Origin of the sequence: Aeromonas bestiarum (assembly GCF_028751155.1) — a bacterium.
GTDB lineage: Bacteria > Pseudomonadota > Gammaproteobacteria > Enterobacterales > Aeromonadaceae > Aeromonas > Aeromonas bestiarum.
Map to the genome: position 1 here is coordinate 978,135 of NZ_CP064746.1, position 13,320 is coordinate 991,454.

The 13,320-nt window shown below is 57.8% G+C and carries 15 protein-coding genes and 2 tRNA genes; 13 read left to right on the top strand and 4 right to left on the bottom strand.

The annotated features are described in order from the left end of the window. Nucleotides 1-10: 10 nt before the first annotated feature. Entirely contained in the window at nt 11-901 is an 891-nt protein-coding gene (ispA, locus tag IU367_RS04800; RefSeq protein ID WP_274453567.1) for a (2E,6E)-farnesyl diphosphate synthase, read from the bottom strand. Further along, entirely contained in the window at nt 902-1,153 is a 252-nt protein-coding gene (xseB, locus tag IU367_RS04805; RefSeq protein ID WP_005317577.1) for an exodeoxyribonuclease VII small subunit, read from the bottom strand. A 220-nt stretch (nt 1,154-1,373) separates the two neighbouring features. Here xseB and pomA point away from each other — a divergent pair, with 220 nt between their 5' ends. The 3 genes from pomA (at nt 1,374) to greA (ending at nt 3,652) form a co-directional block, all read left to right on the top strand. Continuing rightward, nucleotides 1,374-2,132: a flagellar motor protein PomA gene (gene pomA, locus IU367_RS04810; RefSeq protein WP_043140183.1), complete on the top strand. Its 759-nt coding sequence runs from the start codon at nt 1,374-1,376 to the stop codon at nt 2,130-2,132. A gap of 5 nt (nt 2,133-2,137) precedes the next feature. Beyond that, nucleotides 2,138-3,031, top strand: a complete 894-nt coding sequence (locus IU367_RS04815; RefSeq protein ID WP_274453568.1) for a flagellar motor protein MotB — start codon at nt 2,138-2,140, stop codon at nt 3,029-3,031. Between the two features lie 144 nt (nt 3,032-3,175). Continuing rightward, complete coding sequence (greA, locus tag IU367_RS04820) at nt 3,176-3,652, top strand: transcription elongation factor GreA (RefSeq protein ID WP_042866628.1); 477 nt, start codon at nt 3,176-3,178, stop codon at nt 3,650-3,652. Nucleotides 3,653-3,699: 47 nt separating this feature from the next. On the opposite strand, the gene IU367_RS04825 is transcribed toward greA, so the two are convergent. Beyond that, on the bottom strand, nt 3,700-4,293 hold the full coding sequence (locus tag IU367_RS04825; RefSeq protein ID WP_043555046.1) for a hypothetical protein: 594 nt from the start codon (nt 4,291-4,293) through the stop codon (nt 3,700-3,702). A 105-nt stretch (nt 4,294-4,398) separates the two neighbouring features. Further along, on the bottom strand, nt 4,399-4,695 hold the full coding sequence (gene yhbY, locus IU367_RS04830; RefSeq protein ID WP_042035811.1) for a ribosome assembly RNA-binding protein YhbY: 297 nt from the start codon (nt 4,693-4,695) through the stop codon (nt 4,399-4,401). 97 nt (nt 4,696-4,792) lie between these two features. Here yhbY and rlmE point away from each other — a divergent pair, with 97 nt between their 5' ends. From rlmE to nusA, 10 genes are all read left to right on the top strand, one after another. Beyond that, on the top strand, nt 4,793-5,422 hold the full coding sequence (rlmE, locus tag IU367_RS04835) for a 23S rRNA (uridine(2552)-2'-O)-methyltransferase RlmE (RefSeq protein WP_042866625.1): 630 nt from the start codon (nt 4,793-4,795) through the stop codon (nt 5,420-5,422). A gap of 45 nt (nt 5,423-5,467) precedes the next feature. Then, nucleotides 5,468-7,417 carry an ATP-dependent zinc metalloprotease FtsH gene (gene ftsH, locus IU367_RS04840; protein WP_098982797.1) on the top strand — a complete coding sequence of 650 codons (1,950 nt, stop codon included), beginning with the start codon at nt 5,468-5,470 and terminating at the stop codon, nt 7,415-7,417. Nucleotides 7,418-7,479: 62 nt separating this feature from the next. Beyond that, on the top strand, nt 7,480-8,325 hold the full coding sequence (folP, locus tag IU367_RS04845; RefSeq protein WP_274453570.1) for a dihydropteroate synthase: 846 nt from the start codon (nt 7,480-7,482) through the stop codon (nt 8,323-8,325). A gap of 17 nt (nt 8,326-8,342) precedes the next feature. Continuing rightward, the gene (gene glmM, locus IU367_RS04850) at nt 8,343-9,677 is read left to right on the top strand and encodes a phosphoglucosamine mutase (protein WP_043140194.1); all 1,335 of its coding nucleotides are present in this window, start codon (nt 8,343-8,345) and stop codon (nt 9,675-9,677) included. 131 nt (nt 9,678-9,808) lie between these two features. Next, nucleotides 9,809-10,573 carry a triose-phosphate isomerase gene (tpiA, locus tag IU367_RS04855; RefSeq protein ID WP_098982802.1) on the top strand — a complete coding sequence of 255 codons (765 nt, stop codon included), beginning with the start codon at nt 9,809-9,811 and terminating at the stop codon, nt 10,571-10,573. Further along, on the top strand, nt 10,574-10,900 hold the full coding sequence (gene secG, locus IU367_RS04860; protein WP_025326063.1) for a preprotein translocase subunit SecG: 327 nt from the start codon (nt 10,574-10,576) through the stop codon (nt 10,898-10,900). A 9-nt stretch (nt 10,901-10,909) separates the two neighbouring features. Continuing rightward, nucleotides 10,910-10,994: transfer RNA gene (locus IU367_RS04865), tRNA-Leu, on the top strand. Between the two features lie 92 nt (nt 10,995-11,086). Further along, nucleotides 11,087-11,163: transfer RNA gene (locus tag IU367_RS04870), tRNA-Met, on the top strand. A 166-nt stretch (nt 11,164-11,329) separates the two neighbouring features. Continuing rightward, nucleotides 11,330-11,788, top strand: a complete 459-nt coding sequence (gene rimP / locus IU367_RS04875; RefSeq protein WP_005317527.1) for a ribosome maturation factor RimP — start codon at nt 11,330-11,332, stop codon at nt 11,786-11,788. Between the two features lie 14 nt (nt 11,789-11,802). After that, nucleotides 11,803-13,305 (top strand): transcription termination factor NusA, encoded by a 1,503-nt coding sequence (nusA, locus tag IU367_RS04880; protein ID WP_043140200.1) that lies wholly within the window; start codon nt 11,803-11,805, stop codon nt 13,303-13,305. Nucleotides 13,306-13,320: the final 15 nt, after the last annotated feature.

Genomic DNA, 13,320 nt, shown 5'->3' on the forward strand with positions numbered 1-13,320 from the left:
TATCCAGCGTTTAGTGGGTTCGCTCGATGATGTAATCGGCAAACGCTTCCAGAATGTCGGTATTGTAGGGCAAAGATTGCAAGGCTGTTAAGGCTTTACCGTGCAGTTCGCGAGCCAGCTCACGGGCATTGTCGAGTCCGAGCAGCGCCGGATAGGTACTTTTTTCCAACGCTAGATCCGAGCCTTGCCGCTTGCCCAGGGTAGCGGTATCGCCCGTGATGTCGAGGATGTCATCCTGCACCTGGAAGGCGAGACCGATGGCTGCCGCGTAGCGTTGCAGCACCGCCAAGGTGGTGGCGTCCACGTCGGGCTTGCACAGGGCACCCAGTGCCACGGCGCATTCGATCAGGGCCCCGGTCTTGTGGCGATGCACCTGCTCCAGCTCGGGCAGGCTGATCTGGCGCCCTTCGGCCTGCAGATCCAGCGCCTGACCACCACACATGCCAAGGTAGCCGGAGGCGTGGGCCAGGGCGCTCAGCATCCGCACCCGGTTGGCCATCAGGGCGGCCGGCATGGGGTGATCGGCCAGAATGGCGAAGGCCAGGGTCTGCAGGGCATCGCCGGCCAGGATGGCGGTGCCTTCGTCAAATGCCTTGTGCACGGTCGGCTGGCCGCGACGCAAGTCGTCGTTGTCCATGGCGGGCAGATCGTCGTGCAGCAATGAGTAGGCGTGGATGCACTCCACCGCGGCGGCGGGGCCATCCAGCAGCTCGCTCTTGACACCCAGCATCTCGCCTACGGCGTAGACCAGGAAGGGGCGCACCCGCTTGCCGCCGAGCAGCAGGCCGTAGCGCATGGCATCGCGCAGACGCGGGGCCATGGCGGGCAAGGATTCAAGTTGTGCAGACAGGCAGTCGTCAATACGTTGACGATGCAAACGGGAAAAATCGTCCAGCGTCACTCACTCCTCTCCTTGCTCTGGCTGGAAGGGGACCGCTTGCTCTGTGCCATCGGCCTGAGTCAGCAGGATCTGGATCTTCTGTTCGGCCTGTTCCAGCTTCTGCTGGCCGGCCCGCACCAGGTGGACACCCTGTTCGAACTGCTTGAGCGCTTCTTCCAGCGGTAAGGAACCTTGTTCCAGTTGATGAACTATGGTTTCCAGCTCTTCCAGAGTGGCATCAAAACTCAGGCGGTCGATTTTTTTACTGGCCATGTCCATCCTCGGGGATTGAAAAAAACGGCTTATCTTAACATCGACGGCGGGCAGGGGGGAGGCTGAAAAGTGCGGTCGGCTTAAACTCTCGGAAAAGTGGCCGATAATAAGCCATCTTGTGAACTAGGAAAAACGTGGTGGCCCTTGCCGCTGATGAGCCAATAGCAGAAAATTCAACAAACTGCAGATACAACGAATTTCAGCTGACAGGAGTAGGGATGTGGATCTAGGTAGTCTGATTGGCATAGTGCTGGGATTTGGGGTCGTGGTGTACGGCATGTTGCTGGGTGGCCCCATGAGCATGTATGTGGATATGCCTTCGGTCTATATCACCATACTGGGTTCCCTCTTTATCTGCATGATGAAGTTCAACATCGGTCAGTTCCTGATGGCGTTCAAGGTGGCCGGCAAGGCATTCATCTACAAGGGCGACAAGCTGGATGACCTCATCATCAAGGCGGTTGAACTGGCCGATGCGGCCCGTAAAGGGGGCTTTTTGGCGCTGGAAGCCGCTGAAGTGCCGAATGCCTTTATGAAAAAAGGCATCGACATGCTGGTGGACGGGCACGATGCCGATGTCATCCGCGGCGTGATGGAGAAGGACATTGAGCTCACCGCCGAACGGCATGTCATCGCCATCAAGGTGTTTCGCGCGCTCGGGGATCTGGGGCCCGCCATGGGCATGATAGGCACGCTGGTGGGGTTGGTTGCCATGCTGGCCAACATGAGCGATCCCAAATCCATAGGCCCGGCCATGGCGGTGGCCTTGCTCACCACACTGTATGGCGCCATCGAGGCCAACATGATTGCTATCCCCATCGCCGACAAGCTGGAGCTGCGCAGCGGTGAAGAGCAGCTGAGCCGCTGTCTGGTGCTGGACGCCATCATGGGCATTCAGGATGGCCAGAACCCGCGGGTGATCCAGTCCATGCTGCAAAATTACCTGAACCAGTCCAAACGCAACAATGGCAGCGAGTAATCCCCATGGCTAAGTGCAAGTGTCCGCCACCTGGTCTGCCCGGTTACATGGGCACCTTCGCCGATCTGATGTCGCTGTTGATGTGCTTCTTCGTGCTGCTGCTCTCCTTCGCCGAGATGGATGTGCAGAAGTTCAAGCAGATCGCCGGCTCCATGGAGAAGGCGTTCGGGGTGCAGAATATTCTGGAGGTCAAAGACATTCCCAAGGGGACGTCCGTCGTTGCCCTCGAGTTCAGGCCGGGCCGCCCCGAGCCGACCCCCATAGACACCATCATGCAGCAGACCATTGACATGACCCAGACAGAGCTGGATTTCCAGCCCGGTGATGCCGATCAGGCCGGGGGTCATGACAAGAGCGAAGACAAGCTGGTGGGGGGCGACACCCGGCAGGAGGCGCAGAAACAGCAGGAGCAGTCCAATGCCCTGGCCAAGGAGCTGGCGGAGCAGATGAAGGCCCAGATCCAGGATGGTGCCATCGAAGTGGAGGCGCTGGGTCAGCAGATCATCATACGGATCCGCGAGAAGGCCGCCTTCCCGGCTGGTTCCGCCTTCCTGCAGCCCCAGTTCTGGCCCGTGGTGCGCAAGGTGGCGACTCTGCTCAAGGATGTACCGGGGGAGATCACCATCTCGGGTCATACCGATGATGTGGCCACCGAAGATGAGCTGTTTCAGTCCAACTGGGAGCTCTCTTCCCAGCGCGCGGTGGCGGTGGCCCATCAGATGATCAAGGTCCCCGGCTTCGACGGCGGGCGACTGGTGGTGCAGGGCATGGCCGATTCCCAGCCGCTGGTGCCGAACACCACCCCGGAAAACCGGCGCATGAACCGGCGGGTGGAGATCGCCATCATGCAGGGCAAGCCGACAGTATCGGCCCCAATCGGCGTCTCTGAGCAGAAGTAGTGTCGATGGCAAAGCGCGATCCCGCTCGCAGGGACTGACATGGATTTTGTGCCGGCTTCATATTAAGATGCCTCATCCGAACCGATAGCTGCGGCTCTCTTTGATAGCCGCAGCTTCTCTTTTCAAGCAACCCAGGTTTCGACTATGAATCATACTCCGATGACTGTTCGCGGCGCTGAAAAGCTGCGTCAAGAGCTCGACTATCTGAAGAGCGAGCTTCGTCCGCAGATTATCGAAGCGATTGCAGATGCCCGTGAACATGGTGATCTGAAAGAAAATGCCGAGTACCATGCCGCCCGTGAGCAGCAGGGCTTCTGTGAAGGCCGCATTCAGGAAATTGAGAGCAAGCTCTCCAATGCCCAGGTGATCGATGTCACCAAGATTACCAACAATGGTCGCGTCATCTTCGGGGCGACCGTGACCCTGCTGAAAAGCGAGACGGAAGAGGAAGTTGTCTACCGTATCGTGGGTGACGACGAATCTGACATCAAACAGAACATGATTTCAGTGAACTCGCCCATCGCCCGTGCCCTGATCGGCAAGGAAGTGGACGATGTGGCCATCGTCAAGACGCCGGCCGGCGATGTGGAATACGAAGTTCTGGCCGTCGCTTACCTCTGATGTGAGGTGATGCCTGAAACAGGGGAGCCCGGCTCCCCTGTTTGTATTTAGCGGGGCTGGTAAGCCTGGGTGAAGGCGTCCTGATGGCGCTGGAACATCCAGCTGCGCAGTTGCTCAAGATCCGGCTTGGCCATCTGGAAGTGCAGTGCCCAGCCCTGTACTCCATTGCGTTGATGGATGTGCCTGACCAGCTCGGCGCAGAGGGGCAGCGGGGCAAGTTCATGAATGAGCAGGGTGCCGCTGAGGGTGGCGCCGATCGTCAGGCCGGCGGGCAGGCCCTCCACCACCAGTCCGTCCAGCGACAGGCTGTGCACCAGACACTCGGTATCGGCCACTTTCAGGCGTGCCTCTTGGTCGAGGCGCCAGGCGCGCAGATGGGGATAACCCAGCTCCTTGATGACGGGCGCGGCGATGCGCGGTTCGACAAAGCCATCGTCCCCCTGGGTGAAGCGCAGCGGAAAGCGGAGTTGATGCCCGGCGAAGCGGGCTTCGAGCACCAGTTGATCGGCGCGTTGCAGCAGTCCGAGCAAGGGGGTGGCGAGATAACCACTCAGGGATTGTCCGGCGGCCGTCTCCTGACTGCTCCCCAAGTCCCGTAACATGGCCAGTTCATCTTCGGTGAGAATCTGATGGTGATCCATAGCGGGGTGTCCACGAGTATTCATCGCAGGTTAAGGGCCTGGAGACTACTTTGGCAAGCGACTTGGGAAGAAGGGAAATGAAGGAAAGAGCGAGGCTCTTTCCTGTTACTTGCGGGGCAGTTGGATTTTCGGCTCGTTGGCCTGACGGTAGATGGTCAGCACGTGGCCGATGCTCTGTACCTTGACCGCGCCGGTTTCACGGACGATTGCATCCATAACCAGCTGTTTCATCTCACGATCTTCAGACGCAACCTTAACCTTGATCAGCTCGTGGTAGTTCAGGGCCAGATCGATCTCGGCCAGTACGCCTTCGGTCAGACCATGTTGACCCAGCAGGACAACGGGCTTCAGACTGTGGGCAAGGCCCTTGAGGTACTGTTTCTGTTTATTGTTGAGAATCATGGCAATTTCTTCATAAGTCAGGGTTGAAAGGGGCGTATTCTACCCCCACTTAGCCCTTAATACTAATAACCCTTGTGGTTTTTTAAAGTCGACAATCATGACCCAGAAAAAACGTTCCCCCAGCTCAAGCCGCTGGTTAAAAGAACATTTCGACGATCAATACGTCAAAAAAGCCCAGAAGTTGGGGCTGCGTTCCCGCGCTGTTTTCAAGATTGATGAGATCCAGGGCAAGGACAAGTTGCTCCGTACCGGCATGACAGTGGTGGATCTGGGAGCGGCCCCGGGTGGCTGGTCCCAGTTTGCCGTTGAGCAGGTGGGTGACGATGGACGGGTCATCGCGTGTGATATTTTGCCGATGGATCCCATTGCCGGTGTCGATTTCCTGCAAGGGGACTTTCGGGAGGAAACTGTACTCGGCGCCTTGCTGGCCCGTGTCGGTCCGGACAAGGTGGACCTGGTCATGTCTGATATGGCGCCCAATATGAGTGGCACCCAGCAGGTGGATCAGGCCCGCGCCATGTACCTGGTCGAGCTGGCGCTCGACATGTGCAACCAGGTATTGCGCAGTAATGGCAGCTTCGTGGTGAAGGTATTCCAGGGAGAGGGGTTTGATGCCTATCTCAATGAAATTCGTAAACTTTTCTCTGCTGTCAAGATTCGTAAACCAGACTCGTCTCGTGCCCGTTCACGAGAAGTCTACATTGTGGCTACCGGTTTTAAACTGTAGTACCCTAACCTTCATCGTTAACTGTCAGTCTGCGAGGTCATTGATTTGAGTGACATGGCGAAAAACCTAATCCTGTGGCTGGTCATCGCCGTCGTGTTGATGTCGGTGTTCAATAGCTTCAGCCCCAGCGATACCACCAGTCGCCAGCTGGACTATTCCAGCTTCGTTAAAGAAGTGACCCAAGAGCAGATCCGTGAAGTGCGGATGGATGGCAAGGTCATTAATGGCGTCAAGCGCACTGGTGAACGCTTCACCACCATCATACCGGCGCCGGATCCCCAGCTGCTCAACGACATGCTCAATCATAATGTCAAAGTGATGGGCGAGAAGCCGGAAGAGCCGTCTTTGCTGACCTCTATCTTCATCTCCTGGTTCCCGATGCTGTTGCTGATCGGTGTCTGGGTCTTCTTCATGCGTCAGATGCAGGGCGGTGGTGGCAAGGGTGCCATGTCGTTCGGCAAGAGCAAGGCTCGCCTGATGAGTGAAGATCAGATCAAGACCACCTTTGCCGACGTCGCAGGCTGCGATGAGGCCAAGGAAGAGGTGAAAGAGCTGGTCGACTATCTGCGCGATCCGAGCAAGTTCCAGAAACTGGGTGGCAAGATCCCCACCGGCGTACTGCTGGTAGGCCCTCCCGGTACCGGTAAGACCCTGCTGGCCAAGGCCATTGCGGGCGAGGCCAAGGTGCCTTTCTTCACCATCTCGGGTTCCGACTTCGTCGAGATGTTCGTGGGTGTCGGTGCCTCCCGGGTGCGTGACATGTTCGAGCAGGCCAAGAAGTCTTCCCCCTGCATCATCTTCATCGATGAAATCGATGCGGTCGGTCGCCAGCGTGGCGCCGGTCTCGGCGGTGGTCACGATGAGCGTGAGCAGACCCTGAACCAGATGCTGGTCGAAATGGATGGTTTTGAAGGCAATGAAGGCGTCATCGTCATCGCTGCCACCAACCGTCCCGATGTTCTGGACCCTGCCTTGCTGCGTCCGGGCCGTTTCGACCGTCAGGTCGTGGTCGGTCTGCCGGATGTGCGCGGTCGCGAGCAGATCCTGAAGGTGCACATGCGCAAGGTGCCGTTGGCAGATGATGTCAATGCGGCCCTGATTGCCCGTGGTACCCCAGGTTTCTCCGGTGCTGATCTCGCCAACCTGGTCAACGAAGCCGCCCTCTTCTCCGCCCGTGAGAGCCGCCGTGTGGTTTCCATGACCGAATTCGAGAAGGCCAAGGACAAGATCATGATGGGGGCGGAACGTCGCTCCATGGTGATGAGAGACTCCGAGAAGGAGATGACGGCTTACCATGAGGCGGGTCACGCCATCATAGGTCGTCTGGTACCGGATCATGACCCTGTCTACAAGGTCTCCATCATACCGCGCGGTCGTGCGCTGGGTGTGACCATGTACCTGCCAGAGCAGGATCGCTGGAGCCACTCCAAGCAGCACCTGGAGTCCATGATCTCCAGCCTGTACGGCGGTCGTCTGGCGGAAGAGCTGATCTACGGTGCCGAGAAGGTATCGACCGGTGCATCCAACGATATCGAGCGTGCGACCGACATCGCCCGCAAGATGGTTACCCAGTGGGGCATGTCCGAGCGTCTCGGTCCCATGCTCTATGCGGAAGAAGATGGCGAAGTGTTCCTCGGTCGCAGCATGGCCAAGGCCAAGCACATGTCCGATGACACGGCGCGCGTCATCGACGCCGAGGTCAAGCAGGTCATCGATCGCAACTACGCCCGCTCCAAGCAGATCCTGCTGGACAACATGGACGTGTTGCACACCATGAAAGATGCGCTGATGAAGTACGAAACCATCGACGCCAAGCAGATCGACGATCTGATGGCCCGTCGCGAGGTGCGTGCTCCCAGCAACTGGCATGACGAGCACAGCGACACTCCGCAAGGCGGTGCCACTGTCGCGGCGGATGCCAAACCGGCAGTGACCGACGTGGAGCCGGTGGCGGATGTCGACATCGACAAGGCCAACGATCTCCCGGCCAAATAAATCGTGATGATATAAACCCCGGGCTGGTCCCGGGGTTTTTCTTTATGTAAATGGAAGCGAAGATGCAGCTAACCAGCAAGGGGCTCAGCCTCTCCCTCGATCGTCCCCATGTGATGGGGATCCTCAATGTGACACCCGACTCCTTCTCCGATGGCGGCAATTTCAATCAGATTGACCGGGCCATGGCCCATGCTCGCCAGATGATCGCCGACGGAGCAACGCTCATCGACATCGGCGGCGAGTCGACGCGTCCGGGTGCCCCCGACGTGAGCGAGCAGGATGAGCTGGACAGGGTGATCCCCGTGGTCGAGCGGATGGTCGCCGAGCTGGATGTGATGATCTCCCTCGATACCTCCAAGGCTGCCGTGATGCGGGAAGGCTGCAAGGCGGGGGCCCACCTCATCAACGACGTGCGGGCCTTGCTCGAACCCGGCGCCCTGGCCGCCGCCGCAGAAGCTGACGTACCCGTGTGCCTGATGCACATGCAAGGCCAGCCGAGAACCATGCAGGCCGAGCCCCACTATGACGACCTGCTGGGGGAGGTGAGGGCCTTCTTTGACGAGCGTATCGCCGCCTGTCTGGCCGCCGGTATAGGGCGCCAGCAGCTGTTGCTGGATCCGGGCTACGGCTTTGGCAAGACGCTGGCGCACAACTATCAGATGCTGGCCTGGCAGGAGAAGTTGCTCGATTACCAGCTTCCGCTCTTGGTCGGTATGTCGCGAAAGTCTATGATAGGCAACCTGCTCGGCCGCTCGGTTGATGAACGGCTGGCCGGCAGTCTGGCCTGTGCGCTCATCGGGATGCAGCGTGGCGCCCGTATCATCCGGGTGCACGATGTGCGAGAGACCATGGATGCCCTGCGCGCCGGCTGGATGGTAATGACGGGACAAGATTTCATATCCAAATAAAAAAACGAGAACAGACAATGGCAAGAAAGTATTTTGGCACCGATGGTGTCCGCGGCAAGGTTGGCGAATTCCCGATCACCCCTGATTTCGTGATGAAGCTGGGTTGGGCCGCAGGCAAGGTGCTCTCCAAGAAGGGCACCCGTAAAGTGCTGATCGGCAAGGATACCCGCATCTCCGGCTACATGCTGGAGTCCGCGCTGGAAGCGGGTCTCTCCGCCGCCGGTCTCAAGGCCATACTGATGGGCCCCATGCCTACCCCGGCCGTTGCCTACCTGACCCGCACCTTCCGTGCCGAGGCCGGCATCGTCATCAGCGCCTCCCATAACCCTTACTATGACAACGGCATCAAGTTCTTCTCAGCCGATGGCACCAAGCTGCCTGACGAGGTCGAGATGGCCATCGAGGCCGAGCTGGATCACGAGATCAAGTGCGTCGAGTCTGCCGATTTGGGCAAAGCCGTGCGCATCGAGGATGCGGCGGGTCGCTATATCGAGTTCTGCAAGAGCACCTTCCCCTCCCATCTGAGCCTGGAAGGGCTGAAGATGGTGGTCGACTGCGGCAATGGCGCTACCTATCACATAGCCCCCTCCGTGTTCCGCGAACTGGGCGCCGAGGTGATAGCCATCGGCTGCAGCCCGGATGGCCTCAACATCAACGACGGTGTCGGCTCGACCGCTCCCGACGCACTGGCGGCCAAGGTGCTGGAGTGCAAGGCCGATCTCGGCGTGGCCTTCGACGGTGACGGCGATCGCCTGGTGATGGTGGACCACACGGGTTACATCATCGACGGTGACGAGATCCTCTACATCATCGCCCGCGATGCGCTGCGCAACGGCCGCCTCAAGGGTGGTGTGGTCGGTACCCTGATGGCCAACATGGGCCTGGAGCTGGCGCTGCAGACCCTGGGCATCCCGTTCGCCCGTGCCAAGGTGGGTGACCGCTACGTGCTGGAGATGATGAACGAGAAGGGCTGGCGTATCGGGGGTGAAAACTCCGGTCACATCATCTGCCTGGATCAGACCACCACAGGGGACGGTATCGTCGCTGCCCTGCAGGTGCTGATGGCCATCTGCACCGCCGAGATGCCGCTGGCCAAGCTGCGTTCCGGCATGAGCAAGTTCCCGCAGGTGCTGGTGAACGTCCGTTTTGCCGAGGGCAAGGATCCGCTGGCGGCTGATGCCGTCAACCAGGAAGTGGCCAAGGTGGAACAGGAGCTGGCTGGCCGTGGCCGCGTCCTGCTGCGCAAATCCGGCACCGAACCCCTGATCCGGGTCATGGTGGAAGGTGAGCATGAGCAGCAGGTGCGTGATATGGCACAACGCATCGCTCAACAGGTCGAATCGGCGTTTTAATGAACAAAAGGGGCGGCTTTTTAGCCGCCCTGGTTGTATCTTGTTCAAACGATTCGAAAATTCAAAAATAGCGCTTGTCAGCTGACAATCCTCTGGATATTATCAGCCCCGCTTTCGCAAGGGAGTTGCCGATGGGACATCGCAAGCCGTTTGTAGCCGCCAACTGGAAGTTACACGGTAGTAGGTCGCAGTTAGAGCAGTTTACTGGCCAGTGCCTGCAAGGCATGGATGAGCGAGTAGATGTGGTCTTGTGTCCATCCCATGTGCATCTCGACTTCACGGCCGCTCTGCTCAACGAGCAGAAGGTGATGAAGTTGGGGGCTCAGAATGTGAGTCAGCACCAGGCTGGCGCTTACACGGGTGAAGTCTCGTGTCAGATGCTGGTTGAGGCAGGGTGTCGTTACGTACTGGTAGGGCACTCCGAGCGCAGGCGTCTCTTTGGTGAGACCAGCTTTATCGTCGCAGAAAAGTTTGCGGCAGCCAGAGCGGCAGGCTTGATCCCCATCCTCTGTTTGGGTGAATCGGGCGCAGCGAGGCAGGCGAGAAGAACCTTCGAGGTGATCGCCGAAGAGCTGGACATCGTCATAGAGAAAAATGGCGCGATGGCTTTCGATAATGCTATCATCGCCTACGAGCCGATTTGGGCTGTAGGTACAGGTAAATGCGCCACACCCGAGCAGGCACAAGAGGTTCATTCCTTTATACGTGGTCGCTTGGCGGAGGATACTCCGGTAATAGGTGAGAAAGTTAGAATCATCTATGGTGGGAGCGTGACACCGACCAATGCGAGAGATTTGTTTGCCCAGCCCGACATTGATGGCGGCCTGATTGGTGGAGCGAGTCTCGATGACAAGACGTTTTTAGGAATTGTTGAAGCGGCAAAGGGTGCAAGTTAAATGTACGAAATTCTTTTAGTCGTTTATCTGCTGGTTTCACTGGCCCTGATTGGTCTGGTGATGATTCAGCAAGGTAAAGGGGCTGACATGGGCGCCTCCTTCGGCGCAGGGGCATCGAATACCGTATTCGGCTCCGGTGGTTCAGGTAGTTTCCTGACCCGAACAACAGCAATTTTGGCTACTCTGTTCTTTCTGATTAGCTTGGTGCTCGGCTCTATGTCCAGCAACAAGGTCAAACAGGGTAGTGAATGGGAAAATCTGCAACAAACCCAACAGGTTGAGCAGACCAAAGCGCCAGTAAAGAAAGACACTGACGTTCCCGAATAAGTGAGTTTTGCCGTGGTGGTGGAATTGGTAGACACGCTATCTTGAGGGGGTAGTGCTCTAGGGTGTGCGGGTTCGAGTCCCGCCCACGGCACCAATTAAGTAGTGAGCTCGGGCAACCGGGTATATTATAGCCAGTCAGTCTTGTGTGAAGAGAATGAACTGGCTATAATCTCGCACGATTTCGGACGCGGGGTGGAGCAGCATGGTAGCTCGTCGGGCTCATAACCCGAAGGTCGTCGGTTCAAATCCGGCCCCCGCAACCAAATTTCACGCATTTCCTACGCTCAGGAAGGCGGTCGCTGCGAGGCGACAATCAGGGTAAAGCGCCAAGCCCCGATTTGACATCGGGGCTTTTTGTTATGTGCGATTTACTCTGAATCGATCTCTATCTGGGCTTTATGCCCTTTTTTTGTTTTTCGGAGGGTGACTTTGGCTACGTTGGAACAACGTTTGACCGATCTGCTCGAGGCTCCGGTCGTTGCCTTGGGTTTTGAACTTTGGGGTATTGAGTTTATCCGCGCGGGTAACCACTCCACTTTGCGTGTCTTTATCGACGGCGAGAATGGTGTGACTGTCGAGAACTGTGCTGAAGTCAGCCATCAGGTTGGCGCCATCATGGATGTCGAGGATCCCATCACAGAAGAATACTTCCTGGAAGTATCCTCCCCTGGTCTGGATCGTCCGCTGTTCAAGGTTGCCCAGTTCGAAAAATACGTTGGCCAAGAGGCGGCGGTGCAGCTGCGGATGGCAACAAATAACCGCCGCAAGTTCAAAGGCGTAATCAAAGCTGTGCAAGGCGACATGATCACCCTGACAGTAGATGGTAAGGACGACGTGTTGGCTTTCACCAATATCCAAAAAGCGAACATAGTGCCGAACTTTGGTTAACGAGGCTATCGGATATGAATAAAGAGATTTTGCTGGTCGTTGACGCAGTATCCAACGAGAAAGCTGTGCCCCGCGAGAAAATTTTCCAGGCTCTGGAGACCGCGCTGGCGACTGCGACCAAGAAAAAATATGAAGGCGAGATTGAAGTTCGGGTCGAAATCGATCGCAAGACCGGTGACTACGATACCTATCGTCGCTGGGTTGTGGTGGCCGATCAGGCTGCAATGGAGAACCCGTACGGTGAAATCACCCTCGAAGCCGCTCAGATCGAGCAGCCCGAGATCCAGCTCGGTGACTATGTAGAAGACCAGATCGACTCTGTGACCTTCGACCGTATCACCACCCAGACCGCCAAACAGGTTATCGTGCAGAAAGTGCGCGAAGCCGAGCGTTCCCAAGTCGTTGACCAGTTCAAGGACAAGGAAGGCACCATCATCAGCGGTGTGGTCAAGAAGAGCAACCGTGACAACGTGATCCTGGATCTGGGCAGCAATGCCGAGGCCGTGATCTTCCGTGACGACATGCTGCCGCGCGAGACTTTCCGTCCGGGCGACCGCATCCGTGGCCTGCTCTACGCCGTGCGTCCTGAAGCCCGTGGTTCCCAGCTGTTCGTCAGCCGTTCCAGCCCGGACTTCCTGAAAGAGCTGTTCCGCATCGAAGTACCGGAAATCGGTGAAGAGATGATCGAAATCATGGGTGCCGCCCGTGACCCGGGCTCCCGCGCCAAGATAGCGGTGAAGACCAACGATCGTCGTATCGACCCGATCGGTGCCTGTATCGGCATGCGCGGTGCCCGTGTGCAAGCCGTCTCCGCCGAGCTGAGCGGTGAGCGTGCCGACATCGTCTTGTACGATGACAACCCCGCCCAGTACGTGATCAATGCCATGGCGCCTGCCGATGTGGCCTCCATCATAGTGGATGAAGACAACCACACCATGGATATCGCCGTGGAAGCCGCCAACCTGGCCCAGGCCATCGGTCGCAACGGTCAGAACGTGCGTCTGGCATCCCAGCTGACCGGTTGGGAGCTGAACGTGATGACCGTTGAGGACATGCGTGCCAAGCACCAGGCCGAGAACGACCGCATCCTGACCCTGTTCACCAGCACCCTCGACATCGACGATGATTTCGCCGGTCTGCTGATGGAAGAAGGCTTCTCTACCCTGGAAGAGATCGCCTTCGTACCGGTCAACGAGCTGCTGGCCATCGATGGCCTGGACGAAGACATGGTTGAAGAGCTGCGCCAGCGCGCCAAGAATGCGCTGACCACCAAGGCTCTGGCCAAAGAAGAATCCTTTGAAGGTGTAGAACCTTCCGAAGATCTGCTCAATCTGAACGGCCTTGGCCGTGACATGGCGTATGCCCTGGCCGCTCGCGGTATCGGCACCCTGGAAGATTTGGCAGAGCAAGGCATCGATGACCTTGCTGATATTGAAGGGCTGACGGCAGAGAAAGCCGGTGAGCTGATTATGGCTGCTCGTAATATCTGTTGGTTCGGAGAAGAGCAGTCTGAGTAAGATCAAACGGAGGAA